At 70.6% G+C, this 26,312-nt stretch carries 17 protein-coding genes and 2 pseudogenes; 8 read left to right on the top strand and 11 right to left on the bottom strand.

Features of this window, described 5'->3' with window-relative positions; translation table 11 throughout:
• Positions 1 to 15 precede the first annotated feature (15 nt).
• The gene (locus LIU39_RS01095) at positions 16 to 978 is read right to left on the bottom strand and encodes a GlxA family transcriptional regulator (RefSeq protein ID WP_227043506.1); all 963 of its coding nucleotides are present in this window, start codon (positions 976 to 978) and stop codon (positions 16 to 18) included.
• A 138-nt stretch (positions 979 to 1,116) separates the two neighbouring features.
• Between LIU39_RS01095 and LIU39_RS01090 the strand changes: the two genes are divergently transcribed.
• Both LIU39_RS01090 and LIU39_RS01085 read left to right on the top strand, forming a co-directional pair.
• Entirely contained in the window at positions 1,117 to 1,986 is an 870-nt protein-coding gene (locus LIU39_RS01090) for an SCO6745 family protein (protein ID WP_227043504.1), read from the top strand.
• Positions 1,987 to 2,125: 139 nt separating this feature from the next.
• A complete protein-coding gene (locus LIU39_RS01085; protein WP_227043502.1) occupies positions 2,126 to 4,570 on the top strand; it encodes a Tex family protein in 2,445 nt (814 codons plus the stop codon).
• 170 nt (positions 4,571 to 4,740) lie between these two features.
• On the opposite strand, the gene LIU39_RS01080 is transcribed toward LIU39_RS01085, so the two are convergent.
• Positions 4,741 to 6,720, bottom strand: a complete 1,980-nt coding sequence (locus LIU39_RS01080; RefSeq protein WP_227043501.1) for an FUSC family protein — start codon at positions 6,718 to 6,720, stop codon at positions 4,741 to 4,743.
• Between the two features lie 292 nt (positions 6,721 to 7,012).
• On the opposite strand from LIU39_RS01080, the gene LIU39_RS01075 reads away from it, so the two are divergent.
• The gene (locus LIU39_RS01075; protein ID WP_227043499.1) at positions 7,013 to 7,996 is read left to right on the top strand and encodes an FAD-dependent oxidoreductase; all 984 of its coding nucleotides are present in this window, start codon (positions 7,013 to 7,015) and stop codon (positions 7,994 to 7,996) included.
• A 99-nt stretch (positions 7,997 to 8,095) separates the two neighbouring features.
• Here LIU39_RS01075 and LIU39_RS01070 read toward each other — a convergent pair whose 3' ends face one another.
• Complete coding sequence (locus tag LIU39_RS01070; protein WP_227043497.1) at positions 8,096 to 10,081, bottom strand: Xaa-Pro dipeptidyl-peptidase; 1,986 nt, start codon at positions 10,079 to 10,081, stop codon at positions 8,096 to 8,098.
• A 213-nt stretch (positions 10,082 to 10,294) separates the two neighbouring features.
• On the opposite strand from LIU39_RS01070, the gene LIU39_RS01065 reads away from it, so the two are divergent.
• The gene (locus LIU39_RS01065; RefSeq protein ID WP_227043495.1) at positions 10,295 to 11,797 is read left to right on the top strand and encodes a M1 family metallopeptidase; all 1,503 of its coding nucleotides are present in this window, start codon (positions 10,295 to 10,297) and stop codon (positions 11,795 to 11,797) included.
• A 154-nt stretch (positions 11,798 to 11,951) separates the two neighbouring features.
• Here LIU39_RS01065 and LIU39_RS01060 read toward each other — a convergent pair whose 3' ends face one another.
• Positions 11,952 to 12,824: an oxygenase MpaB family protein gene (locus tag LIU39_RS01060; RefSeq protein ID WP_227043493.1), complete on the bottom strand. Its 873-nt coding sequence runs from the start codon at positions 12,822 to 12,824 to the stop codon at positions 11,952 to 11,954.
• Positions 12,825 to 13,002: 178 nt separating this feature from the next.
• Here LIU39_RS01060 and sph point away from each other — a divergent pair, with 178 nt between their 5' ends.
• Positions 13,003 to 13,977: a sphingomyelin phosphodiesterase gene (gene sph, locus LIU39_RS01055; protein ID WP_227043491.1), complete on the top strand. Its 975-nt coding sequence runs from the start codon at positions 13,003 to 13,005 to the stop codon at positions 13,975 to 13,977.
• A 91-nt stretch (positions 13,978 to 14,068) separates the two neighbouring features.
• On the opposite strand, the gene LIU39_RS01050 is transcribed toward sph, so the two are convergent.
• The 7 genes and pseudogenes from LIU39_RS01050 to LIU39_RS01020 form a co-directional block, all read right to left on the bottom strand.
• On the bottom strand, positions 14,069 to 15,529 hold the full coding sequence (locus LIU39_RS01050; protein ID WP_227043490.1) for an amino acid permease: 1,461 nt from the start codon (positions 15,527 to 15,529) through the stop codon (positions 14,069 to 14,071).
• 400 nt (positions 15,530 to 15,929) lie between these two features.
• Entirely contained in the window at positions 15,930 to 17,855 is a 1,926-nt protein-coding gene (locus LIU39_RS01045) for a TniQ family protein (protein WP_227043668.1), read from the bottom strand.
• A gap of 23 nt (positions 17,856 to 17,878) precedes the next feature.
• Positions 17,879 to 19,186, bottom strand: coding sequence for a TniB family NTP-binding protein (locus LIU39_RS01040; protein WP_227043489.1), 1,308 nt, complete (start codon positions 19,184 to 19,186; stop codon positions 17,879 to 17,881).
• The gene (locus LIU39_RS01035; protein WP_227043486.1) at positions 19,183 to 19,935 is read right to left on the bottom strand and encodes a hypothetical protein; all 753 of its coding nucleotides are present in this window, start codon (positions 19,933 to 19,935) and stop codon (positions 19,183 to 19,185) included. Before LIU39_RS01035 ends, LIU39_RS01040 begins: the two co-directional genes overlap by 4 nt.
• 240 nt (positions 19,936 to 20,175) lie before the next feature.
• Positions 20,176 to 20,913, bottom strand: coding sequence for a transposase family protein (locus tag LIU39_RS01030; protein WP_227043483.1), 738 nt, complete (start codon positions 20,911 to 20,913; stop codon positions 20,176 to 20,178).
• 146 nt (positions 20,914 to 21,059) lie between these two features.
• Positions 21,060 to 21,837, bottom strand: a pseudogene (locus LIU39_RS01025) (IS256 family transposase); the annotation flags it as partial.
• 202 nt (positions 21,838 to 22,039) lie between these two features.
• Positions 22,040 to 23,605 (bottom strand): gamma-glutamyltransferase, encoded by a 1,566-nt coding sequence (locus LIU39_RS01020; protein WP_227043480.1) that lies wholly within the window; start codon positions 23,603 to 23,605, stop codon positions 22,040 to 22,042.
• Positions 23,606 to 23,671: 66 nt separating this feature from the next.
• Between LIU39_RS01020 and LIU39_RS01015 the strand changes: the two genes are divergently transcribed.
• From LIU39_RS01015 to LIU39_RS01005, 3 genes and pseudogenes are all read left to right on the top strand, one after another.
• On the top strand, positions 23,672 to 24,658 hold the full coding sequence (locus LIU39_RS01015; RefSeq protein ID WP_227043479.1) for a transcriptional regulator: 987 nt from the start codon (positions 23,672 to 23,674) through the stop codon (positions 24,656 to 24,658).
• A 31-nt stretch (positions 24,659 to 24,689) separates the two neighbouring features.
• Positions 24,690 to 25,409 (top strand): VC0807 family protein, encoded by a 720-nt coding sequence (locus tag LIU39_RS01010; protein WP_227043476.1) that lies wholly within the window; start codon positions 24,690 to 24,692, stop codon positions 25,407 to 25,409.
• A gap of 203 nt (positions 25,410 to 25,612) precedes the next feature.
• A pseudogene (locus LIU39_RS01005) lies at positions 25,613 to 26,203 on the top strand (transposase family protein); the annotation flags it as partial.
• Positions 26,204 to 26,312 lie beyond the last annotated feature (109 nt).

The following is a 26,312-nucleotide window of genomic DNA, read 5'->3' as shown; positions in this document are numbered from 1 at the left end:
ACGGGGTGGCGGCGGTCAGAGGGCGGGGCCTGCGGTACGGAAGCGGCGACGGTACTCGGCGGGTGCGGTGCCCAGAACGCGGACGAAGGCGCGGCGCATCGCCTCGGGTGTGCCGTAGCCGCAGTGCCTGGACACCTCCTCGACGCCGTCGGCGGTGTCCTCCAGGCGGCGGCGCGCGGCCTCAAGGCGTATCCGGTCGACGTAGCGGCCCGGCGTCATGCCGACCTCCAGCCGGAACGCGCGGGCGAAGTGCCGCGGGGAGAGACCGGCCCGGCCTGCCAGCGAGTCGACGGACAGATCGGCCGAGGGGTGGTCGATGATCCACTGCTGGACGTCGCGGAGCGGCCGCCGGCCCGCCGTCTGCACCGCGAGCTGGGTGCTGAACTGGGTCTGGTTGCCCGGCCTCCGGAGGAAGACGACGAGCCGGCGGGCGATCCACAGTGCGAGATCCCGGCCCAGGTCCTCCTCCACCAGCGCCAGCGTCAGGTCGATACCCGCCGTCACACCGGCGGACGTGACGACGTCGCCGTCGCGTACGTAGATCGGCTCGGGCACGACCTCGATGGCGGGGTACTGCGCGGCGAAGCGCTCGCACAGCGCCCAGTGGGTCGTCACCCGGCGGCCGTCCAGCAGGCCGGCCTCGGCGAGCAGCAGCGCGCCGCCGCAGACCGAGACCTTCCGCTGCGCGTGCGGGGCGTGCCGCCGCAGCCAGTCGATCACTCCTGGGTCGATCGCGCGGCTGCCCTCTCCGCCGGGGACCAGGAGGGTGTGCGGGACTGCGGCGTCGGCCAGTGCGAGGTCCGGGGTCAGCCGCAGCCCGCTGGAGGTGGTGACGGGCCCGCCGTCGAGGCTCGCGGTGCGGATCCGGTACGCGTCGGGCACGCTCCGGTTGGCGCCGCTGAAGACCTCCACCGGGCCGCTGACATCAAGGCTCTGGACATCGTCGTAGAGGATGACCAGCACGTCACGCGTCTCCATGACTCCATCCTGGCCAGTGGCGGGGACGGCGGCAATGACGAATACCCCACCTTTTCTGCCATCGCCGCGCAGGCGCCCCGCGACCGGCGGCGGGGCCTGGCCTCCGGGCCATACCAACGGGTCGGTAACCTGCCCGGCATGACCTCTGCGACCTCGCTGCCGCCGCGCGCCGGACGGCACTGCCACAACGTGATCAACCCGTTCCACTCGACGCACTACTTCTCACCCGACCTGCACGACGAGCTGGCGAAGATCGGCATCGGGAGCCGCAGCGCCGGCTACTTCGCGGTGCGCGGCGCGGCCATGGGCGCGGTCGGTCCCGGGACCATCACCGCGACCTTCTACAACTTCAGCCACAGCCTGGTCTCCCGGCACGTCCCCGCCGTCTGGTCGGTGGCCTCCCCCGAGACCGTGCTGGCGGCCCGGCTGCGCGCGGCCGACACCACCCTGCGCCGCCTGCTCGGCGACGCGCTGCTGGAGTCGCCGGAGATGGCGGAGGCCGCGGAGCTGGCGCTGCGGGCCGCGGAGGCGGGCACCCGGCACGCCAGGCCGCTGTTCGCCTCGCACGCCGACCTGCCGGTACCGGACGCCCCGCACCTCGCCTACTGGCACGCCGCGTCCCTGCTGCGCGAACACCGCGGCGACGGCCACCTGATGGCGCTGCTCGACGCCGAACTGGACGGCCTGGAGGCGCTGGTCACCCACAACGCCAGCGGCCGCGGCATGAGCCACCTCGGGATCATGAAGACCCGCGGCTGGTCGCAGGAGGATTGGACGGAGGCACAGGAGCGGCTGCGCGGCCGCGGACTGCTGGACGCCGAAGGCGAGTTGACCGAGGCAGGACACCAGCTGCGCAAGGACCTGGAGGACACCACGGACCGGCTGGACCGGGCGCCGTACGAGCACCTCGGCGCCGAGGGCGTGGCCCGGCTCACCGAGATCGCGGGCGGCTTCACCACCGCCGCCATGGAAGCCGGGGCGTTCCCTGCGGAGATGTTCGGCAAGTAGCCGCAACAGCGCGCCGGCCGCGGGGTGTGCGTGCGCCTTCTCACACCGCGGCGCCGCTGGCCGGGCGGCGCGACAGTGCGACCTGCGACCCTGCACAATGCAGGCTCAGGCAAGCGCTGGAAGGCGGGGCAGGATCAACGTGACGGCATCCACCGAGCCCATCGGGGCCCTCGGGACCATCGAAGCGAGGATCGCCGGGGAGCTCGGCGTCAAAGAGCGGCAGGTGAAGGCCGCGGTCGAACTGCTCGACGGCGGTTCGACCGTGCCGTTCATCGCGCGCTACCGCAAGGAAGCCACCGAGATGCTCGACGACGCGCAGCTGCGCGCGTTGGAGGAGCGGCTGCGCTACCTGCGGGAGCTGGAGGAGCGGCGGACCGCGATCCTGGAGTCCGTACGGTCGCAGGACAAGCTGGACGCGGCACTTGAGGCGCAGATCCGTGGCGCCGAGTCCAAGGCCCGGCTGGAGGACATCTACCTCCCGTACAAGCCCAAGCGCCGCACCAAGGCGCAGATCGCCCGGGAGGCGGGCCTTACGCCGCTGGCCGACGGGCTGCTGGGCGACCCGTCGGTGGAACCGGCCGCGGCCGCCGCCGCGTTCGTGGACGAGGGCAAGGGTGTCGCCGACCCGGCCACCGCCCTGGAGGGCGCACGGGCCATCCTGACCGAGCGGTTCGGCGAGGACGCGGACCTGATCGGTGAGCTGCGCGAGCGGATGTGGTCGCGCGGGCGGATCGCGGCGAAGGTGCGCGAGGGCAAGGGCGACAGCACGGAGGGTCCTGGCGCGAAGTTCGCCGACTACTTCGACTTCGCCGAGCCGTTCACGGCGCTGCCCTCCCACCGGGTGCTCGCGATGCTCCGCGGCGAGAAAGAGGAGATCCTCGATCTCACCCTGGAGCCGGACGACCCGTCGGCGGTGACGGAGGGGCCGAGCGCGTACGAGCAGGCCATCGCGCACCGCTTCGGCATCCGCAACCAGGGCCGCCCGGCCGACAAGTGGCTCCAGGACACGGTCCGCTGGGCCTGGCGCACCCGGGTCCAGGTGCACCTCGGGATCGATCTGCGGCTGCGGCTGCGGCAGGCCGCCGAGGACGAGGCGGTGCGGGTCTTCGCGTCGAACCTGCGCGATCTGCTGCTGGCGGCGCCCGCCGGCACGCGCGCCACGATGGGCCTGGACCCCGGCTTCCGTACGGGCGTGAAGGTCGCGGTCGTCGACGCGACCGGCAAGGTGGCGGCGACCGAGACGATCTATCCGCATGTGCCGCAGCAGAAGTGGGACGCCTCGCTGGCGACGCTGGCGCGGCTGGCGAAGGAGCACGACGTCGAGCTGATCGCGATCGGCAACGGCACCGCCTCCCGCGAGACCGACAAGCTGGCGGCCGATCTGATCGCCGCGCAGCCGGAGCTGAAGCTGACGAAGGTGCTGGTGTCCGAGGCGGGCGCCTCGGTGTACTCCGCTTCCGCCTTCGCCTCCCAGGAACTGCCGGAGCTCGACGTGTCGCTGCGCGGCGCGGTCTCCATCGCCCGGCGCCTCCAGGACCCGCTGGCCGAGCTGGTCAAGATCGACCCGAAGTCGATCGGGGTCGGGCAGTACCAGCACGACCTGTCCGAGGTGAAGCTGTCGCGTTCGCTGGACGCGGTGGTCGAGGACTGTGTGAACGGGGTCGGCGTGGACGTCAACACCGCGTCGGCGCCGCTGCTTTCACGGGTGTCGGGCATCGGCTCGGGCCTGGCCGAGAACATCGTCGCGCACCGCGACAACAACGGCCCGTTCCGCTCCCGCAAGGCCCTCAAGGATGTCGCGCGGCTCGGCCCCAAGGCGTACGAGCAGTGCGCGGGCTTCCTGCGGATCCGGGACGGCGAGGACCCGCTGGACGCGTCCAGCGTGCACCCGGAGGCGTACCCGGTCGTGCGCCGGATGGTCGGCGCGGCGGGCGGCGGCTCACTGATCGGCAACGCCACGGCGCTGCGCGCGCTCCGGCCGGCCGACTTCGTGGACGACGCCTTCGGGCTGCCGACGGTCACCGACATCCTCCAGGAACTGGAGAAGCCGGGCCGCGACCCGCGGCCGGTCTTCAAGACCGCCACCTTCAAGGAGGGCGTGGAGAAGATCGGCGATCTCCAGCCGGGGATGCTCCTGGAGGGCGTGGTGACCAACGTCGCCGCCTTCGGGGCGTTCGTGGACGTGGGGGTCCACCAGGACGGCCTGGTGCACGTATCGGCGATGTCGAAGACCTTCGTCAAGGAACCGCGCGAGATCGTCAAGCCCGGCGACATCGTGCGGGTCAAGGTGCTCGACGTCGACATCCCGCGCAAGCGGATCTCGCTGACGCTGCGCCTGGACGACGAGCCCGGCAAGGGCGGCCCGGCGGGCGGCGAGCGGCGCGGGGGCGGCGGCGAGCGGCGCGGCGGCGGGCAACAATCCGGCGGTCGGCCCGGCGGCGCGCAGCGGACGTCGGGCGGCGCGGCGCGCGGCGGCGAGCGCAGGGGCGGCGGCCGGGAGGCCGCACCGGCCAACGACGCGATGGCCGACGCGCTGCGGCGGGCCGGTCTCCTGGGCGGCAAGGAGCCGAAGCGCCGTTCGTGAGCGGGGGCGGCGGTCCGGCGGGAGCGAGGCGGTGGCCTTCCTCACGCCGGACCGGCCGTTCCGCCCCGGTGAGGTGCTGCTGCGCTACCGGACCGCGTAGCGGGGCACGCGGCGGCCCGCCCGGCTCGGCTGTACGGACACTCTGGTGACGCCCGCGGCGGCCCGCCCGGTCAGGCCGCTCCCGCGAAGCCGCGCATCCGCTCCAGTTCGGCGGCCACGTCGGTGAGGGTCGCGCAGTCCGGTACGGGTGCCACCGCGCGGTCGTGCACACCGGGAGTTCGGCGGCCCGGCTGCCCCAGGGCGTCCGCCATCGCCGACAGCGCCCCGCACAGCCGCTCGGCCTCCGCGACGCTGGGCCGGCGCGCGCCGTGGTCGAGGCGTACGGCGCAGGCGGTCGCCGCGTCCACGATGCGTTCGGCCGCGGTGACGACGGTCAGCCAGTCGGGGTTGCGGCCGCGGGCGGCGAGCAGTTCGGCGGCGGCGGTCTCCGCGGCCGCCCTGGCCTCGCCGAGCGCCCGGTACGCGGCCCGGCGCAGCGCCAGCCGCTCGGCGGTGTCCTGCCCCGGCTCGGCCTCCAAAACGTGCCGCAGGAACCGCTCGGTGACACGCAGCGCGGACGTGACCCGCTGGCCGACCCGGCGGCGCGGATCCGCGAGGCGCGGCAGGTGGCCGACGACCAGCACGATGCCGCAGGCGATGGCGGTGTCGGCGATCCGCTCGGCGGACGCCTGCGGATCGCCGCTGACCCAGACGAACGCCAGCACCATGAAGGTGATCGCGGAGGTCTGGAGGGCGAAATGCCGGGTGGCGAACGGCAGCAGCGCGCCGCCGATACCGGCCGCCACCGGCGGCCACCACGGGCCGGGCAGCGCCAGGGCCGCCAGCGCGAAGACCACGACACCCGCGAGGGTGCCCGCGAAGCGGTTGACGGTGCGCGAGAACAGCGGGCCGAGATCCGGCTTGACCAGGAAGGTGGCGGTCGCCGGGAGCCAGTACCAGTGGTTGGCGTGCAGCAGCAGGGCCACCGCGGTGCTCGCGCCGATGCAGACGGCGACCCGCAGGCCGTAGTCCCGCGCGGCGGGGCCGAGGAGGTTGCGGCCGCGGCGGGTGCGCCGGTCGATGAACCCGCGGGCCCGGCGGGCCAGGGTGCGCCACGAGGCGCGGGGCCGCGGACGGGCCGCGGGCGAGGCCGGCTCCGTCCGCGCGAAGACGACGGCGGCGTCCAGCAGCGCGCGGTCGAAGGCGCCGCGGGCCGCCGAGCCGGTTTCCGGGGCGGAGAGCCGGCCGGGCGGGCGGCCGGAGCGCAGCGCGTCGGCGAACTGCCGGGGGCTGTCGGCGACCCGGGCGGGCAGCGGCCGCGCCTCCCACAGGAGCGCGACGCTCGCCTCGCACAGCGCGGTGGCCGCGGCGAACCGCTCGGCCAGCAGCAGTTCCTCGCGGCGGGGCGCACGGCGCAGCAGCCGGTCGGTCAGCCGGCGCAGCCGCAGCGCCTCGTCGGCGCGGTCGAGTGCCGCGGTCAGCCGGCGTCTGGCCGGTTCGGCGCCCGGCCCGCCGGCCGCGCCCAGGGCGACGGCCAGCGCGTCGAAGACGGTGGCGACGGCCGCCCGCTCGCCGCCCAGCGCGCCGCCCGCGGGCCGCGGGCTGCGCAGCACCATCCGGAGCAGCAGCAGCCACAGGCACCCGGCGAGCAGGTAGAGGCTCTTCATCCAGGGCGCTCCGGGCAACGGCATGCCGGCACCGAGGACGGTGGCGGCCAGCATCTGCATCCCGGCGGTGGACCGGACGGGACCTGCCACGCTGCCCGCGCCGGAGACGAAGCCGACGGCGAACAGGGCGGGCACCAGCCACCAGCCGGCGCCCGCCGTCTGCAGGGCTGCGCCCATCAGCATGCCGAGGGCGGAGGCCAGCGCGGGCAGGCCGATGTGCACGATGCCGGTCCTGCGGGTGCCCGGCCGGTCGTTGACGCCGGCCAGCATCGAGCCGAGCCCCGCCAGCACGCCCGGCGCGGGATGCCCGGTGGCGACCCCCGCGCCCAGCAGCGGCCCCGCGCAGAGCGCGCCGCGGGCCACGGCGGGCCACGGGACGGGCAGCCGCTGCCAGCGGAACGGGTGGGCGAGCCAGGCGGGCACGGCGCGCGGGGCGCGGGGCATGGGCCTCCTCAGACGACGGCGGGCGGACGGCGGGAACACGATCCGAGGGGCGTCATCGGCCGACGGTGCTGCCTACCAGCCTAAGGTCCGGGTTTGTCCGGGCCACTGCGGGCCGGTTACCTCAAGATCACGAACGGGTGGCGGACGGTCCGTACCCGGGCCGTCACGGGGAGGACGGACGCTGCGCACCGAAGCCGTGCCCGCGCCCGCCCGATACCGTTCAGGCCGCTCCCCCTCCCCCTCCCCCTCCCCCTCCCTCGCCCGCGCCGACGCCAGCGGCTAGCGTCCGGATATGAGGATCAATGCGAGCGAGGTACTGGTCATCGGTGGCGGCGTGGTGGGGCTGACGTCGGCCATCGCGCTGGCGGAGGACGGGCACCGGGTACGCCTGGTCAGCCGCGACCGCGCGGACGACACCACATCTGCGGTGGCCGGCGGACTGTGCTGGCCCTACCGGATCCAGCCGCAGGCTCAGGCGGTGCGCTGGTCGCTACGCGGCTTCGAGGTGCTGGCGGCGCTCGCCGAGCGCCCGGAGGAGACCGGCTCCCGGATGATGACCGGCACGATGACGGAGACCGCCGCGTCCTCCGACGACGCGCTGACCGCCTGGTACGACACCGTGCCCGGCCTGCGGCAGGCCCGCCCGGACGAACTCCCGGCGGGACACACCACGGGGTGGCGGGCCCGCACGCCCCTGGTGGACATGCCGGCCCATCTGCGGTACCTGGAGCGGCGGTTGGCGGCGGCCGGCGGGACGCGGGAGCGCCGCCCGTTCACCTCGCTCAAGGAGGCGGGCGAGGAAGCCGGCACGGTGGTGAACTGCTCGGGCCTCGGCGCCCGCGAACTGGTTCCCGATCCGCAGGTGCAGCCGGTGCAGGGCCAGTTGGTGGTGGTGGCGAACCCGGGGATCGATGAGTGGTTCGTCTCGGCCGACGGGGGCGCGTCCGACACGACGTATGTGCTGCCGCAGCCGTTCGGTGTGGTGCTCGGCGGCACGGCGCGCGAGCACGCCTGGTCGCGGGAGCCCGATCCCGCGGTGGCCGAGGCGATCGTGGCACGCTGCGCGCGGCACTTCCCCGCGCTGGAGAGCGCCCGGGTGCTGGAGCACCGGGTGGGACTGCGCCCGGCACGGACCGCGGTGCGGCTGGCCGCCGAGCGGCTGCCGGGCGGCGCGTGGTGCGTGCACAACTACGGGCACGGCGGCGCCGGCGTCACCGTGGCCTGGGGGTGTGCGGACGAGGTGGTGCGCAAGGTGCGGGAGGCTCCGGCCCGGTAGCCGGAGCGGCGCGCGAACCGGGCCCGCCGCGATGCTTCCGCGGCGGGCCCGTCGCCCTTCAGACGTCCGTCAGCCGTCCGGCCGTCCCGTGCCCGTGCCTCACCGTCCGGACGGCAGCCGGCTGAGCAGGTGCGGCGGTGCGACGCCTGCGCCGGGGCCCGCGGTCGCCGGGCGGGCGCCCGCCAGCGCCCGTGCCAGCGCCGGGGCGCCGCCCGTCACCGGCAGCTCCGCCGAGGTGCGCGCGAGGTCCAGGGTCAGCGTCGGCCGGGTGGACGGCGGATCGATCAGCCCGGCGTCGGTACCGGCCACGACGAGTGCGAGCCGGTGCCCCGCGGGCACGATGTGATCGCTCGCCGCCAGATCCAGCGTGAGGGTGTACGGCTTGCCCGGGGTGAGCGGGCGGCCCTTGTGCGGATCGGCGTATGTGCCGAGGTCCGCCCAGCCGCGGCTGAAGACGGTGCGGTCCACCTTCTCGGTGTCGGCTGCGGTCTCCAGGAAGCAGCCGGTGTCGCCCTTGTCGCCCGCTCCCCAACAGGTGCTGCGGTCCAGGGTGGTGATGCCTTCCCCGGCGGCGGCGTAGTTGCGGATGGTGTCCGGGCCGAGGTCGATCAGGACGGCCGAGAGGTGCGCGGTCGCCGTCGTCGGCGTGGCCGTCACGGTCACCTTTCCGGAGCCGGACAGCCGCAGCGGCGCGGTCAGCTTCCCGGTGGTGAACCCGGCCTTGGCCGGTGTCGTGCGGTCGATGGCCGCCGCCCAGTCGGCCTCGCTCAGCTTCGGGTCGTCGGTGAACTTCTCCGTCGCGCCCTGCGGGGCCGGTGCGGTCCCCAGCGTGCCGACGCCGGGCGCGCCGCCGTTGCCCGGGTGCAGGGTGGTCGCCGCCGTGCCGTCGGCCGGCCAGTGCGCGTCCGTGGACCACTGGCCGGGCGCGCGCTCGATGTCGGCCATCGGCGCCCGCTCGATGCCGTTGTCGTAGCCCATCAGGTAGTGGTCGAACCACTGGTGGAGGGTGCTGACCCACTCCGGGCGCCGGTAGTCGAACGGATCGACGTGGCCGGTCTGCGAGAGCCAGATCTTGCGCTCCACGCCGTGCCGGGCGAGCGCGTCCCACCACTGACCCGCGTGCTTGGTACGGACGTTGAGGTCCTGCATCCCGTGCACCATGAACACGCTGGCGCGGACCTTGCCCGCGTCGGGAACGTAATCGCGCTCGCTCCACAGGCCGGTCCAGTCGCCGGAGCGCGGGGCACCGTCGACGAGCTTCTGCTGCACGGCAGCGCACCGCTTGTGCGCGCCGGGACTCTCGACGGCGTCCGCGAGCCCGTCGGGTCCTGAGTCGTAGAGCGGCGCTCCCTGGGAGAAGTAGTAGTCGTACCAGGAGGAGATGCCGGCGATCGGGACGATGGTCTTGAGGCCCTTGACGCCGGTGGCCGCGACGCCGTTGGCGATGGTCGCGTCCCAGCTCTTGCCGATCATGCCGGTACTGCCGTCGGTCCAGTCGGCGGTGACCGCGCCGCCGCCCGACGGGGCGTCGTAGGCGCGGCCTCTGCCGCCCAGCCAGTCGATGACCGCCTTCGCCGAGCCGATGTCGGAGCGCCCGCCGACGTCCACGCAGCCGTCCGAGCGGTTGGTGCCCGCCAGGTCGACGAGGACCGTCGCATAGCCGCGTGGCACGAAGTAGTTGTCGTAGTCGAGCGGGAACTGGACCGGCCGGCCCTGCGCGTCGTAGGTCTTCTTCTGGCTCTCGTTGCCGCGCCCGCAGCAGGAGTAGTAGGGGCTGGCGTCCATGATCACCGGGACCTTGCGGCCCTGCTGCGCGGGCTCGCTCGGGCGCATGATGTCGACGGCGACGCGGTCCGTTCGCCCGTCACCGTCGCCGTCCAGCCGGGTGTCCACCCAGACCGTTTCGCGGATCGCCCGGTCGTAGGAGTAGACGGGGCTGCTCTCGCCCGGCGGGGCCGATGTGCGCGGGGCGCCGGAGTCCGCCCGTGCCGGCGGCGAACCGGCCAGCGCGGTCAGCAGGGCGACGACCGCCGCCAGCACGAGTGCTTTCCAGGGGATGCGGGTGGCCCGCGCGGGATGCGTCACGGCGGGAAGGTAGCGCGCCGCAACTCCTGTGCGTAAGGGGGCCGATGGGGCTCAGGGCACCGCGCGAGGCCGAAACCGGTGGTACGCGGCGTGCACCGGGGGCCGCCCGCGCTTCATGACGGTCATGTGTCAGATGAGGCCATGGACATGACGACACCCCGGCAGGTACATAGGCTCTGAACAGATCCACCTCCCCTACGAGTTGGAGGACTCGTGCGTCACAGACTCCTCGTCCCGGGCGCCGCTGCGCTCAGCCTGCTGCTGGCAATCCCGGCATCGGCAGCCGGCTTCACCCCCGGCGCTCCGGGTGCGGGCGACAGCTACTACCCCGAGAGCGGAAACGGCGGATACGACGTTTCCCACTACGACCTGCGGCTCAAGTACCAGCCGAAGACGGACCTCCTGGAAGGCACGGCGACCCTGCTCGCCACCACCACCCAGGACCTCTCCCGCTTCAACCTGGACTTCGGCCTGAAGGTCAGCGAGATCCGGATCAACGGCAAGAAGGCCACCTACGCCACCTCCGGCAAGCACGAGCTGGAAGTCACCCCGGCCTCGCCCCTCGAAAAGGGCAAGCAGATCAGCGTCGTCGTGCGCTACGCGGGCAAGCCGTCCGAGCTGAAGATCGACGGCTTCACCGCCTGGGCCCGCACCCCCGACGGCGGCGTGGTCGCACAGGAACCCGACTCCGCCGTCTGGTGGTTCCCGAGCAACGACCACCCCACCGACAAGGCCACCTACGACATCTCCGTCGCCGTCCCCGACGGAACCCAGGCCCTCAGCAACGGCGTACTGGCCTCCCAGTCCTCCAAGCTCGGCTGGACCCGCTACAACTGGCGCTCGGACAAGCCGCAGGCGACGTACCTGACCACCCTCGCCGTCGGCAAGTTCGACATCACCACCGACAAGACCGCCGACGGCCTGCCGGTGATCAACGCCGTCAGCAAGGACCTCGGCGCGAACGACGGCGCGGCACGCGCCAGCATCGGGCGCACCACCGAAGTCACCGAATGGCTGGAGAGCGTCTTCGGCCCCTACCCGTTCAACGCGGTCGGCGGCTACGTCCCCAACGTCCCCGCCGGATACGCGCTGGAGACCCAGACCCGCCCCTTCTACGGCAAGAAGGCATTCGACCGCGGTGCCAACGTCTCCGTCGTGGTCCACGAACTCGCGCACCAGTGGTACGGCGACAGCGTCTCGCTCAAGGACTGGAAGGACATCTGGGTCAACGAAGGCTTCGCCGCCTACAGCCAGTGGCTCTGGTCCGAGAAGGAAGGCGAGGGCACCGCACAGGAACTGGCGGACTACGTCTACGACCAGCACCCCGCCGACGACCCGTTCTGGACCGTCAAGCCGGGCGACCCCGGCGCCGACAAGCAGTTCGACGGCGCCGTCTACGACCGCGGCGCGCTGGCCATCCAGGCACTGCGCGACAAGGTCGGCGACAAGGTCTTCTTCGACATCCTCAAGACCTGGCCCACCGAGCACAAGTACGGCAACGCCTCCGTCGCCGACTTCGTGAAGTTCGCAGAGAAGAAGACCGGCACACCGCTCGCCGACTTCTTCGACACCTGGCTCTTCCAACCGGTCAAGCCCGCCGCAGGCGCCACCAAGCGCACCCTCGGCGCACCGCGCACACCGGCCGCCCAGCCCAAGTCCTGGAAGCAGATCGCAGCCACACACCAGGTACACGCGCATGAGGCGGGGGCGCACTAGACGGGTCGGCTCGGGGCCTGCCGGGCACTACCACCCCACTCAGGGCCTGCCCGGCGCTCCCCCGCCCCCTCCCCCCTCTCCCCCTACGGGGGAGGGGGCGGGGGTGGGTTCGGGGGTGGGGGGCGACGAGACCTCGAACGCGCCCCCATCCCCCTCACCCACCCCGCACCGCCCGCCGTGCCCTGCGCGCCATCGGCAGGTACCGCACCCGCTCCGGAAGAGCCGGCACGACCAGGCGGACCACCCGGCCGAAACACCGCAGCCTGCGTTCCTGGGCGTCGCTCCACCGCAGCCCGATGGCGAGGCGTGCGTCGGGCGGCATCAGTCCGATCGTGAGGAAGCGGCGGCAGCGGGCGGCCAGCGGCCGTACCGCAGGCCAGGCGGCCCGCAGCGCCAGCCGCAGCGGGAGCGGGCCGGCGTCGGGTGCCGGGAGCGGCAGGCCGGTGGCGACCAAGTCCCGTACCACGGGCGTCGGTTCGAGATCATTGTCGAGCACCTTGCGGTAGTACGGCCAGAATTCCTCGACGGTCTGCGGCATATCGCGGTCGCTGACGCCCAGCGCCCGGCCGACCTGGAGCCATTCCGCGTACAGCCGCCGCTCCTGCGCCTCGGTGAACGGGCGGCCGAGACAGCGCCGGCCGTAGCGGAGGACGGGGTAGCCGGTGGCGTGCACCCAGGCGTAGCCGGCCGGCGTGAGGCCGCGGTACGTCCGGCCGTGCGCGTCGGCCTCCTGGACGCTCCGGTGCAGCCGCCGCAGCCTGCGGCCCTCCGCCGCCTGGCCTCCGTAGACCCACAGCTGGAAGGAGGTCGGCGTCCGCTCGCCGCGTCCCCAGGGGTCCGTGCGGAACACCGAGCGGGCGTCGGCACCGGCGCTCACCTCGGGGTGCGCCACCTGGAGCGTCAAGGCGGCGGGCAGGGTCAGCAGGGTGCGGATGTCTCCGGCCAGGGACCACAGGACGCCACCCGGTGGCGGGGGTTGCGGGTCGTTGTGCACCGCCGTCATCGCCTTTGCCGTATCACGCGACATTCCTCGCGTTCCTCCATGATACGACCGCCCGGCCGTCGGCCCCGGGCCTCCGCCGCGGCCTCACCGGCAAGCGCCACGCCCTGTGAATCTCGCGCACACCGGGTGGTTACCACGAGGTAACCGCAGCTGGTTTGATGTGCCTCGCCGGATCATGTCCCCCACCCCACAGGGAGATTCAGTGCCGCACCCCTCACTGCGCACTTCACGGGCCGCCGCGACGGCCGCGGTCCTCGCCGTCGCGGCCGTCACCGCCGCGACCCCCACCGCATCGGCGGCGCCGCCCCCGCACCTGAAGGTCCTGACCTACAACACGTTCCTGATGAGCAAGAACCTCTACCCCAACTGGGGCCAGGACCACCGCGCCGAGGCCATACCGGCGGCGGACTTCTTCCAGAGCAACGATGTCGTCGTCCTGGAAGAGGCCTTCGACAACTCCTCGTCCGACGCCCTGAAGTCCCGTGCCGCGGCGCAGTATCCGCACCAGACCCCCGTGGTGGGCCGCAGCAAGGACGGCTGGGACGCCACCGGCGGCGCCTACTCCGCCGCCACTCCGGAGGACGGCGGGGTGACGCTGCTGAGCAAGTGGCCGGTCCTCCACAAGGAGCAGTACATCTACAAGGACGCCTGCGGCTCGGACTCCTTCTCCAACAAGGGCTTCGTCTACGCGGTCCTTGACGTGAACGGCACCAAGGTGCACATGGTCGGCACGCACACCCAGTCCACCGACTCGGGCTGCAAGGCGGGCGAGGCGGCCGCCGACCGCGCGTCCCAGCTCAAGGAGATGGACGCCTTCCTGGACGCCCGGCACATCCCGGCCGGCGAAGAGGTCATGGTCGCCGGTGACATGAACATCGACTCGCACGGCTCCGAGTACGACGCGCTGCTCGCCAACGGCGACCTGGCCCCCGCCGACAGCCGTACGGGCCATCCGTACTCCTTCGACACCCAGGAGAACTCCGTCGCGAAGTACCGCTACCCGGACGACCCGCGCGAGGATCTGGACTACGTCCTGCACCGCAACGGCCATGCCCGGCCCGCCGGCTGGCGCAACGACGTGATCAAGGAGAAGTCCGCGCCCTGGACGGTCTCCAGCTGGGGCAAGGACTACACGTACACCAATCTCTCCGACCACTACCCGCTGCTCGGCGGCTGAGCGCGGCGGCCTTCGCGCACGTGCAGGGGCGGCCGCGGACGCCGCCCGGGCCTCCGCGGCCGCCCCGGCACGTCAGGCGTCCGGCGCTTGCCTACGGCGCCGTTTCACGCCCCTCGGCGATGCGCTGCACCCGGCCGCGTACCGCGAACCAGCCGACGACCAGCGCGACGGCGAGCACCGGAATCAGCAGCACGGTCTGGCGGCCGACGCCGTCGTCGAACCACATCAGCACGATGACGCCGAGCAGGAAGGCGATCGTCACGATGTCGGTGACGGGTGTGCCGGGCAGCCGGAAGCGCGGCCGCTGCACCTGCCCCGACCTGGCACGGCGTACGAACACCATGTGACAGACCATGATCGTGCACCAGGTGCTGATGATGCCCAGCGCCGCGATGTTCAGCACGATCTCGAACGCCTTGCCCGGCACGACATAGTTGAGTGCCACGCCGAGCACACAGACCGTGGAGGTGAGCATGATGCCGCCGTACGGCACCTGGTTGCGGTTCATCAGCCCGGCGAACTTGGGTGCGGAGCCCGCCATCGACATGGAGCGCAGGATGCGGCCCGTCGAGTAGAGCCCGGAGTTCAGGCTCGACATGGCGGCGGTCAGCACGACGAGGTTCATCACATCGCCCGCCGCCGGCACCCCGACGTTGGAGAGCACGGTGACGAAGGGGCTCTCGCCGTCGGTGTACTTGTTCCACGGGAGCAGCAGCGTCAGCAGCAGCACCGATCCGACGTAGAAGACACCCACCCGCCACATGATGGAGTTGACGGCCTTGGGGACGATCTTCTCGGGCTCGCTGGTCTCGCCCGCGGTCACGCCGACCAGCTCGACGGCGGAGTAGGCGAAGACGACGCCCTGGAGGACGATCACCACCGGCAGCATGCCGGTCGGGAAGAAGCCGCCGTTGTCGGTGAGCACGTCGAGGCCCGGCGGGTGCCCGCCGACCGGGTGCTGGGTGGCCAGCAGGAAGATGCCGATGAACATGAAGATCACCAGTGCGGCGACCTTGATGATCGCGAACCAGAACTCCAGCTCGCCGAAGATCTTCACGGAGATGAGGTTCACGGTCAGCACCACGGCGAGCGCGATCAGCGCCATCACCCACTGCGGGATGTCGGTGAACAGGCTCCAGTAGTGCGTGTAGAGCGCGATGGCGGTGATGTCGGCGATGCCGGTCGTCGACCAGTTGACGACGTACATCCAGCCGGCGACGTACGCGCCCTTCTCCCCCAGGAACTCCCGGGCGTAGGAGACGAACGAACCGGAGGACGGGCGGTGCAGTACCAGCTCCCCCAACGCCCGGACGACGAAGAAGGCGAAGAGGCCGCAGACGGCGTAGGCGACGGCCAGCGCGGGTCCTGCGGAGTGCAGCCGGCCGCCCGCGCCGAGGAACAGGCCGGTGCCGATCGCGCCACCGATCGCGATCATGTTGACGTGGCGGCCCTTGAGTCCCTTGCTGTATCCCGCGTCCCCCGCGTCCTGCTGAGCCCCGCTCCCCCCGCCCGGTGGCTTTTGCGCTTCATCCGTGACGGTGTCTGTGCTCACTGCTGATTCATCTCACTTTCAGGCAGGTGTGCTGGAGCCGTGGCCGGATTCCGCTGTTCGCGGACAGCCGACGGCACACCATCCCCGAAGAGGGCCCCCTCGTCTGTGTGCTGGATCACATTCATTACGCGCCATTGGTGATTTGGGCGTTTTTGACAGGGTTAATCCCACACTGGACATACCGCGATGCCGGAATTTCCGCGCCATCCGGCTCCTGCTTCGCCCTCAGCGGGGGCATCGTGTGACCTGTTCCATACGGTCACCGGCACTTCGGAGCCCGCGTGGCTCTGTGACTGCTCGCGATGGTTTGCGAGAGCCTCGATTGAACTGCGCTGGTCGTCGGCAGGGCTGCTCACCGTAGTTAGCGACGTTGCTCACGCTAGTTTGCGACCGCTGAGATTCACGTAGTCACGGAGAGTTGCTGCCGGTGTCCAAGCTTGGACTTGAGGATCTCCTCGGCGGTTCTCCGCAGGAGCACTGCGAGCTCGGTGCGGATGACACCGTCTGGCGGGTCTGAAAGCTCATTGACGAGCGCTTTCTCCGGGATGGTGAAGGTCCTGGCGGCTGACGCCTGGGCTGGCCGGAAGCACGGTGCGAGCTTCCATTCACTGCCGGTGAGGTATGTCCAGATGACTGCGGAGGAGCACTCGCGGAGCCTGTTTTCCCTGCCCTCTGCCCCTGGTCGGCTGCTCCACTGGGGTGCGGGGTGAGACCGGCGGATCCTTTTCCAAGCGGTGGTGGTGAGGTTCCAGGATCTGAAGGTCTCGCGGCGTTGCCGGTGGTCGATCGGCTCGGGGAGGGATGCGATGTGTTCGCCGAGGTATTCAAGGGCGCCGGGCAGGTCGTAGGGATCCTTCTGGAAGATCAGACGAAGGGGATGCAGCGGGGCGGGAAAGTGGCCGATCCAGTGAGCGGGGACGCCGAGGAACCGGGCGGCTTCATCCATGCGCATGCCGGTGACGGCCTGGACGAGCTGAACCGCAAGTGCTCTCCGCAGCCCGGTGGCCTGCGGAGAGCGTGGCAGCGGCTTCGGGCGGGAGGCATTGGACACAAGGGTGAACCACTCGTCAGGGATGTGCTGGGGGATGCTTTCGGCGCGGTAGCCGCGTGTGCGGACGGGGATGACGCAGGCTGTCCGGTCGGGTTGGTCGGACGTGCCGGGTGGGTGTTGGGCGGGGAACCGTCGCCTGAAGGCGTTGTCGATCTCGTGCCGGATCAAGGGGGAAGCGTCGAGTTGCAGGGTGCCCCATGTGGAGCCCCATCGGCGATCAGCGGTTTCCGGTGCGTGTTCCAGCAGGGTGATCAGGGTCTTTCGCATTCGGTGGACAGGGTGCTGGAGGTGGGCGTGAGCGATGGCGAGTAGGGCGGCGGTGGCCGCGGAGGAGCGCGGTTCCGTGCTCCAGAGGCTGGGGTGGCGGCTGCTGCGGTGGGGTGGTTTGCCGCCGACGGACTCGGCTGCCCGCTGCTGGACGGCGAGGTGTTCATCGAAGGCTGCGCTCAGCGCGTGGGGAAGGTCGGTCGCGGCTGCGCCGTGCGGCCAAGTCGCGTTGACGATCGAGGCCATGACTAGCAGGTCCGCGAAATTGTGGAAGGCCGTTTGAGCAGGCGTGTCTGGGCTGAGCCAGTCGAGGATCTTCTGCTGCAGCACGGCCAGTTCGGAACTGAGACGGGTCTCGGTGAGGCTACTGCTGTCGTCGAGCCGGTGGCCGCAGAATGTTCTCCCTATGTTCGCGCTGAGGCCGCTATTGCGGCATTGAACTGGGTGAAGTTCTGCTGCCGTTGGTGACGGAACCAGCTTGAGGCGGCCCTCGGGGTGTCGACTGGCGGGGTGCCGGCAGGCGGGGCACGAGTCCTGAAGTAGGACTTGGTGCTCCAGGCAGGCAAAGACGACGGGCAGGTGCCAGAGCAGCTGCCATGCACCTCCGTGACGTGCCTGGATCACAGAGCCGTCGCCCCTGAGGCAGGCTGGGCAGTAGCGGGTGGAACCGATAAGAAGCCAGGAAGGGAAGACGCTCCGCGCTCGGGGCGGCCCGTCCGGCTGTCGTCTGAGGGCTCCGGAGACAGGTGGACAGCGGCGGAGATAGGGCAGGAGAGTGAGCCGCTCGGCGTCCGCGGCGGACATGCGGGCGGCGTGCGCGAACGCGGAAGCCTCGGTCGGCTCCATCATGAGCAGGTGGCGGATGGGCGAGAATCCGCTGCCGAAGCGATGGGGGGTCAGGCCCGTGCGCCAGGTGACGTTGCTGGGCGCAACGCGCAGGCGGTGGGACAGACGCAGGATGAAGCCGGCCACGCTCTCCCCCGGCAGTGGGATCAGGCTGCGGGGCATGGCACCGGTGGGCGGGATCTGTATCAACTCGCCACCTCTGATGGGGGTTCGGAGTCGCCTCGGGGGCCGCGGTCGTCGAACACGGTGTTGCGCGGCTTACGTGTTCGCCCGGGCGTCTTCTTGTTGTCGGAAAGTTCGGTGCCGGCTGCTGCTGACGGTGCCGGCTCGGTCCCCTCTGCGGGGATGTCCCGGCCGATGACGATCTCGTCGAGGAGTGCCTCGGTGAGGGCCTCTTTGCCGGTGGCCATCGCTTCTTGGGCGCCTTCTTCAAGCAGTCGGCCCAGGAGGCCGATGACGCCGCCGGTGCGGTCCATAAGGTATTCGGGCATCGAACCGTCCGTGAGCATGCCCTTCTTCGCTTTCAGTAGCCGCAGGTGAGCCTCAATTCCTCTCAGGTGCTTCACGAACGCCTGGATCTGGGAGGGTGTCGAGTAGGCGAAGCGGTCGAGTTCCACCAGTTCAAAGCGACGCTCGATCTGAGTGACTTCGAGGCCGTGGACACGTGTGGTCTCCAACGGTGGCAGCACCCATTGGCGGGCGCGGCGGCTGAAATGCGCTTCCCGCAGTAGCCCGGTGCCGGGGATGTTGACGCCGGTCAGGACGAGCGTGACGTTGAAACTCATCAGGGCGCGGATCAAGTCCAGGACGTCCTGGTCGTCGGCGCGGTGCATCCGCAGTCGGTTGATGTCGTCGATGATCAGGGCTTTCACGCCGTGGTCGCGTAGGCAGTCGGCGACCAGCCGGATCAGCTGCGGAAGCGTGAACTTCCAGCGTTCGGGCCCGAAGAAGTTGAGGATCGACTCGCAGAGACTTTTCGGGGTCGCTGTGACAGGTGTCTGGACATAGACGACTGGCGCGTGCAGGTCCGCTGTGCCCGGGACGGAGTCGGGGTTGAGGTGGTGGTGGAAGTCCAGCCACTGGTCCTCGAAGGCCGCGGCGACCGAGCAGACCGTGGCGGTCTTGCCGTGGTTGCCCCAGCCGCTCACCATCACTCCGGGCATCGTGGGGCTGTTGCGCCGGAGCGTGTTGCCCTGCAGGCGCCGGTCGAGCAACCGTGTCACGCCTCCGAGCATCGGTGTTTCCTGGACCGGCAGGTTGATGTTGGTCAGGCGCCGATAGACGTCGTAGTCGGAGCGTCTGTCGTCCGGCAGCATCCTGTATTGCCTGACGGTGAGCCGAGGCGGCGGGGTGAACTGGTCGCGGGTGGCGCGGTAGTGCTGCCAGCCAGTGAAGGTGTGCCGGTGCGTCGCGGGACTGAGGATCATGGCGGCGATCTGGCTGCGGGACGGCACGCCGTCCAGCTGCCCAGCCGAGACATTGTCGAGCGTCACACGTTCTCCTCGGTGTCGGCCGTGTCCTCGTCGTCCTCCAGAAGGGGCGACGCCAGGAACAGATGACGGCTCTTGAGTGATTCGTCCAGGTGCCGAGGGACGGATGTATCGACGGTGACGGCGGCCTCACGGCGGCGGCGCCGGTCGGCGGTGACGGCCTGTCTGACGGTGCGGGCCTGCTTCTGCCAGCTCTCCGGCTCGGGCTCGGCAGGCCGGCCGGCGGTCCGGTCGGCCGCAGCAGTCTCGGCTCGGGAGATCTCGCGAGAGCGGGCGGCCCGGTCTCGCTTCGCGGCCTTCTTCGCCTGCTTCTTGGCTTCCTGCTGCTGGGTCGGCCACTGGTCGACCGGGACGACCTGACCGAGGATCTCAAGCATCAGCGGCAGCAGTTCGATGTCTGACTTGGGAGCGAGCTTGCGCTCACGGACGGCGGACAGCAGCTGGCTCACCGTTTTGTCGGAGAAGGCCGGGACCTCGCCTTGCGGCGGCAGTCCGGTCCAGCGCAGGTCGTGCCAGCGGTCCCGGTCGAGCGGATCCTGGACGAATACCTGGCGCCGGTCCCTTCGGTCACTGTGGATGACCCACTTGCCCTTGTGCTTCCCGCCGCGGCCCGAGTGCCCGGTGAAACGCTCCAGCTCAAGGACCTCGTCGTAGTACCAAAGCCCGAGGATCTTCACGCCCCGTCTCGGGTGGATCATCACGTGGTGCTTGCGCAGAACCTGGTAGTAGAGCTGAGGCTCGGGGATCTGCATGGACCAGCCGCCTTGCTGCATGGCGGCGGCGAACAGCGAGTTGGGGCTATGGTCCTCGCCTGGGCCCCAGGCGGGTGCGTATTCGCTGAGCTTGTGGTTCTGCCAGCGAAGTTTACCGACCGCAGGAACTCGTGAACCTGCTCTGAACTGCGGCGATTCATAGACTACATGTCCGTGACGCTGAGTTGGGTCGATGCTGTCGCTTGTCCGAGTGATTCAGGTAGTGAGCCTTTTCCAACCTCAGTTTGAGCAGGTCAGGTGCAGGGTGAGGATGGCCTGGACGAGGTGGGTGATGCGGGTGGTGCTGCAGCGGAGCTTGCGCAGGAGGCGCCAGCTCTTCAGGGTGGCCATGGCCTGCTCGACGAGTGCGCGGATCTTTGCGTGGGAGCGGTTGACGGCTTGTTGGCCTGCGGAGAGCGTCTCCCAGCGGCCCCAGTAAGGCAGTCGTATGGTGCCGCCGGCGCCGCGGTAGCCCTTGTCGGCGAAGCATTCGAGGCCGGCTTCGGTCAGGGCGTCGAGGATGCCGTGGGTGCGGGCGGCCTTGATGTCGTGGACGGTGCCGGGCAGGACGGGCGAGGCCCACAGCAGTCGCCCCATCGGATCGGTGATGACCTGCACGTTCATGCCGTGTTTCTTGTGTTTCCCGGAGTAGAAGGGCCGGTCGGCCGCTGTCCGGTCGATCGGCAGCAGCGTGCCGTCCAGCATCACGAACGCCTTGGTGGAGGCGGTCTTCATCGCTTCGGCGAGGGTCGGCGCGAGAGCGGCCAGGACGTCGATGGCCTCGACGACGTACCGGTAGGCGGTGGCGGTGCCGCCGCCGAAGCCGGCGGCGAGCTGGGCGTAGGTATGGCCGCAGCGCAGGTGTGCCAGGACGAGCAGGGCCTGACGGCCCGCGCTCACGCGACGCCAGCGCGTTCCGCGTTCCTGGCGGTGGATCCGCAGGTGAGTGGCCAGGTAGCGCAAGGTCGAGCTGGACACATCGACGCCGGCGGGTAGACAAGCACGCGGAAGCTCCTGGCAGACAGGCGATCTTGGTCGTGAACCCGTCTACCAGGAGCTTCCTCACGTCCAGACACCGCCCCACCTATCCAACTGGCCACCAGTCCGGCCAGGTTGGAAAAGGCTCCGTCGCAGACGAGCATGAGGACGTCGTTCACGCCGCGGTTCTTGATCTCGGTGAGGATGTGCATCCAGTGCTTGGCGCCCTCGCCGCCATCGCCGGCCCACAGCCCGAGGATGTCCCGCCGGCCCTCGGCCGTGACCGCCAGAGCCACGTAGATGGGCCGGTTGGCGACCGCACCGTCGCGGATCTTCACGTGGATGGCGTCGATGAAGACCACCGGGTAAACGGCGTCCAGGGCCGGTTCTGCCATTCGGCCATGCCCTCGAGGACCTTGTCGGTGATCGTGGAGATCGTCTGGCGGGATACATCGGCGCCGTAGACCTCGGCGAGATGGGCCTGGACCTCGCCGGTGGTCAGGCCCTTCGCCGCGAGTGAGATGACCATCTCGTCGACGCCGGTCAGACGCTTCTGCCGCTTCTGCCGCTTCTTGACGATCTTCGGTTCGAAGGAGCCGTCGCGGTCGCGGGGCACGGTGATCTCCACCGGGCCGACATCGGCCGGTACGGTCTTGGCGCGGGTGCCGTTGCGGGAGTTGCCGCCGTTCTTCCCCGCCGGATCGTGCTTGTCATAGCCGAGGTGATCGGTGATCTCACCCTCGAGAGCGGACTCCAGGAGCCGCTTCGTCAGCTGCTGGAGCAGCCCGCCTTCGCGGTCAGCTGCAGGCCCTCGGCCTGAGCCCGGCCCACCAGCTCGTCGATCAGCCGGTCGTCCACAGACTTCGACGGGGTCGTCTCAGACGGCTCGACGGGCTCGGCCCCGGTCACATTGTTGCTGGTCATCGATGCATCTTCCATGATCGGGAGTTACACCGAACGTTTTACAGTCTCTTTCGTGACGGTCTGCCGACGTAGTGAGTGAACCGTTGGGGCTATCAGGAATCACCATTGATTCCTGATAGCCCCTCGTGACTTATCGCTGCGTCGACAGGAGACGCGCGATCGACTCATGCAGCCAGCACTACATGGTGTGTGCTCCTGTCGGTCATCCGATCGTGCGCGCCGGGCCTTGGCCGTACGGGGTACGTGCTGCGGTGTGCACCCCGGTATCGGGATCGGTGGTGATCGCGGCCCAGAAACCGCGGGGCAGCGTCGGGTCATCGGCGGATCGTGGCGTCACGGCGTGTCCAGCGTCGCGAGCCGCCTCCAGACACGCGTCGGGGAAGCAGTCGTCGATGACTCGGCTGGGCGTCGGCAGTTCGCGGTGGGCCAGTATGGAGGTCACCGAGTCGCCCATGATGATGTCGTGGCCGTGGACCAGCGGGGCATCGACCGCCGCCGCGAGAGGTTGTTCGAGGGCGAGAACGCGGTGCAGACCGAGCACGGTGGCCGGGTGCAGTCCGACGCCGATGCTGCTGCAGGCGAGGACGGGGCGACCCTCGCGCAAGGCAATGGCGGGCTCGACGGGCATGGGGAGGTGGTCCCCGGGGGTGAGTTCGGCGAGGAGCGGCTGCTGGAATGCCGCCGGGTCGGGGAGGGGGATGCCGTCCACGACGATGCCGGTGGTGCCCCACATCGCGGTGTTGATGCTGTGGCACAGTGCGGCGAGGTTGCCCTCGGCGTCGACGGCTAGCACGTAGTCGGAGTGGCTGCCGGTCGAGGGCGAGCCGTCGAGGGCCGTGAGGAATCCGGCCAGGGCGTGCGGGTCCTGTGCGGGTTCGCCGATCTCGGCTGTCTCCAGCCGTGCGAGGTTGGCGAGCAGATTGGTCCCACCGGTGTCCGGGGCGGGCAGGGTCGCGATCTCGTGGCCTGCGAAGGACCCGCGTGCCGGTTCGCCGCAGCGGGCCCGGTAGCCCGCGAGATCCTCCATGCTCGCCTGGCCTCCCTCCCTGCGCACCGCCGATACGAAGTGCTCCGCCCAGGGCCCCTGATACATCCAGTCCGGTCCGTGTTCGGCGAGGGCCGCGGCGGTGGCCGCCAGACGCTGCTGGGTGAAGAGTTCGCCGGCCCGCGGTAGCCGTCCTTGCGCAGCGAATGCGGCGCGGCCCTCGTCGGTGCGGGTGAGGACATCGGCTCGCTGGGCAAGTAGGCGCGAGAGGTGCTCGGTGACTGGGACACCCCGTTCGAGCAGGTACCGCGCGGGTGACCAGAGCTGCTCCCAGGGCAGTCGGCCCGAGCGGGTGTGGGCGGCGTAGGCGCCTGCGATGAATCCGGGGACCAGGGCGGTGCGTCCGCTCGGTTGCGGGGCGGGCGGGATCTCCAGCGGGTGGGTTTCTCCGGCGAAGGTCCTGAATCCGGCGGACACGCTGGTCGTTGCTCCGGTGGCGGCCTCGTGGTGCACCATGCCGAACAGTCCGGCGTAGCTGACCCATGAGCCCAAAGACAGCGCGATCTGGGTGAAGGCGGTAGTCAGCACGGCATCGGTGGCGCTGCCTGCGGCGTCGAGGGTGTAGCGGCCGGCGAGGGTGGCGAAGGGGCCGGTGGACCCGACCAAGGCCCCCGACGTCCCGGTCGCGCTGGCGGAGCGCGGATCGAGTCCGACGTTCCGCCAGTCCAGGGCGTGCGCGCGTTCCCCGGGATCCCAGCCACTGGGGTCGAGCTTGTCAGTCATGTTTACCGACCTTTCCCTTTTGGAGTGTAGTCTCAATCTGAGACTACACACGGATCAGGAGTTAAAGTGGCGGAGCAAGAGCCCGAGTCAGGGTTGCGCGAAGTGGTTCACCAGCGGGTACGCCTCGGCGTCTTGGCCATCGTCGACCGACGTGGACCGTGCACGTTCTCGCAGTTGCGGGACGCTCTGGGGCAGTCCAACGGCAGCCTGAGCCGCCACCTGGGCGTGCTGGAGGAGCACGGCTACATCACCACGGAGAAGGTGTTCGAGAACCGGCGGCCGCGGACCTGGGTCCGAATGACCGCGGCCGGAGCCGAAGTGTTCCGGGAAGAGCAGGAACTGTTGACCAAGCTGCTCACCACGGCTTCGCAGGAGGCCGGCCGGACCGGAACCGACCCGGACGAGGACCGCGTCGTGGCCATGTCCATCGTGTTCGCAGCCCTGCTCGCCGACGACGACACCGCCGCGGACACCGCCCGGGACGCGCGAGCGGACGGCTGTGGTGAGGACGCGTCCCCGGGCCGGATCGACCACTCGACCCTCCTACCGACCGACCCGGTGCTGGCCGGGCGGCGCGCGGAGCCGCTGCGTTCCGGGCCCATCAGTGCGCGCTACGACATGCCGGCCGGCTACTCGAGCTTCACCGAACAGCGCGAACAGCGGCTGATGTTGATGAGTCACGGGCTGCGCGGTGGCTGGATCACGTCATGGCCGATCGTCGGCCCAGAGCACAACAGCAGCGCGGAGGACGGGGGTGAGCAGGAGGGCCAGGGCATCGCACACGCGATCGTGGTTGAACTCGGCGGCGCGTCGGACTGCACATCGATCCTCGCGGTCATGAATCCCTCCGCGGTGGACGTCGGCGTGCCGGCAGCCCGCGGCTACCTGCTGCCCGCCAACGAGGACGGAGCACCGGCCACGGCGGTGGCCTGGTTCTCCGTCGGCCGCTACCTCGTCTCGATCGCGGTGGCCGCGCTCGCTGACATCGCCACTGCGGTGACGAAGGACCTCGCGGTCGAGGTGTACCGCCCGCTGTCCACCCGTCACCCCTGACCAACTCCGACTGTCCGTGGAGGGCACGCTCATGACCACCCCAGCCCCGGCCCCCAGTGCCTGGCGCTCGATACTGCTCAACCTCGTCGTCGACGTGGTCCCGTCGATACTGGTCTTCTACGTCCTGCGGGCGTTCGGGATCAGTGACGTGCTCGCCTATCTCGCCGGTTCGGTCGTCCCGCTGGCTCGACTGATCGCCGACCGCCTCCGTGGACGTCCGTTCAACGCGATCTCCGGCCTGATCCTGATCTTCCTCGTGGTGTCGATGGTGCTGGCGCTGGTGACCCACGACGCCCGGGCGGTGATCGCGCGCGGCGGCCTGATCTACCTGGCCCTTGCCGTGGCCGCGGCCGTCTCGGTGCCCACACGCAGCCCGCTGATCTTGCTGATCGCGCGCTACTTCACCATCCGCAACCGGCCCGATGCGGCCCCGCGATTCAACGCGGTCTCCCGCCAACCGCGTGGTCTACGCGCCATGCGGATCCTCACTGTCCTGTGGGCGGTCGCGTTCGGTGTGTCGGCCCTGGCCTGCGTCGCCTTCGCCTACACGCTCCCGGTGACCGTGTCCGCCGCTGTCACCTCGCTCGTCGAGCCGGTCATGGCACTGCTCGTGGCCGTCGGGACAGGGCGGTACATGCGTCGGTCACTGGCCCCGCTGTTCAAGGCCGCGGCCACGCCCAGCTCCGACCCGTCGCAGCCCCCGGCTGGCACGTTCGAGGGCGGCTCCGACACACCGATCACACGTCAGTAGCCGACCTGTCACCGCCGCACCCCGACCGTGCCCTGCCCACTCCGAACAGCCACTCCAGGACCGACACACGACTACGCGGCACCCGAAGCCTCGCGTGGTGCCTTCAGCGGGGTCGGCAAGCCCACGGCCAGTAGACGGGTTCACGACCAAGATCGCCTGTCTGCCAGGAGCTTCCGCGTGCTTGTCTACCCGCCGGCGTCGATGTGTCCAGCTCGACCTTGCGCTACCTGGCCACTCACCTGCGGATCCACCGCCAGGAACGCGGAACGCGCTGGCGTCGCGTGAGCGCGGGCCGTCAGGCCCTGCTCGTCCTGGCACACCTGCGCTGCGGCCATACCTACGCCCAGCTCGCCGCCGGCTTCGGCGGCGGCACCGCCACCGCCTACCGGTACGTCGTCGAGGCCATCGACGTCCTGGCCGCTCTCGCGCCGACCCTCGCCGGAGCGATGAAGACCGCCTCCACCAAGGCGTTCGTGATGCTGGACGGCACGCTGCTGCCGATCGACCGGACAGCGGCCGACTGGCCCTTCTACTCCGGGAAACACAAGAAACACGGCATGAACGTGCAGGTCATCACCGATCCGATGGGGCGACTGCTGTGGGCCTCGCCTGCCCTGCCCGGCACCATCCACGACATCAAGGCCGCCCGCACCCACGGCATCCTCGACGCCCTGACCGAAGCCGGCCTCGAATGCTTCGCCGACAAGGGCTACCGCGGCGCCGGCGACACCATACGACTGCCCTACTGGGGCCGCTGGGAGACGCTCTCCGCAGGCCAACAAGCCGTCAACCGGTTGGAAAAGGCTCAGTGGCCCTGGCCTGGCGGATTCTCGGGCGTTGTCCTGTCGATGATCAGTCGGTGGCGCCCGCTGAGCGGAGCGAGCGGCCGAGATCGCCGACGAG

This window comes from Streptomyces pinistramenti (genome assembly GCF_020564935.1).
Classification (GTDB): domain Bacteria; phylum Actinomycetota; class Actinomycetes; order Streptomycetales; family Streptomycetaceae; genus Streptomyces; species Streptomyces pinistramenti.
This window is presented reverse-complemented; position numbering and strand designations above follow the sequence as displayed.

What these genes read in the sequence shown, in the direction of transcription:
- LIU39_RS01045 (WP_227043668.1), bottom strand. Translation starts at nt 17,855, where the DNA reads ATGCCCCGCAGCCTGATCCCACTGCCGGGGGAGAGCGTGGCCGGCTTC.
- LIU39_RS01060 (WP_227043493.1), bottom strand. Translation starts at nt 12,824, where the DNA reads ATGTCGCGTGATACGGCAAAGGCGATGACGGCGGTGCACAACGACCCG.
- LIU39_RS01080 (WP_227043501.1), bottom strand. Translation starts at nt 6,720, where the DNA reads ATGCCCCGCGCCCCGCGCGCCGTGCCCGCCTGGCTCGCCCACCCGTTC.
- LIU39_RS01075 (WP_227043499.1), top strand. Translation starts at nt 7,013, where the DNA reads ATGAGGATCAATGCGAGCGAGGTACTGGTCATCGGTGGCGGCGTGGTG.
- LIU39_RS01095 (WP_227043506.1), bottom strand. Translation starts at nt 978, where the DNA reads ATGGAGACGCGTGACGTGCTGGTCATCCTCTACGACGATGTCCAGAGC.
- LIU39_RS01020 (WP_227043480.1), bottom strand. Translation starts at nt 23,605, where the DNA reads ATGACTGACAAGCTCGACCCCAGTGGCTGGGATCCCGGGGAACGCGCG.
- LIU39_RS01035 (WP_227043486.1), bottom strand. Translation starts at nt 19,935, where the DNA reads ATGCAGATCCCCGAGCCTCAGCTCTACTACCAGGTTCTGCGCAAGCAC.
- LIU39_RS01090 (WP_227043504.1), top strand. Translation starts at nt 1,117, where the DNA reads ATGACCTCTGCGACCTCGCTGCCGCCGCGCGCCGGACGGCACTGCCAC.
- LIU39_RS01010 (WP_227043476.1), top strand. Translation starts at nt 24,690, where the DNA reads ATGACCACCCCAGCCCCGGCCCCCAGTGCCTGGCGCTCGATACTGCTC.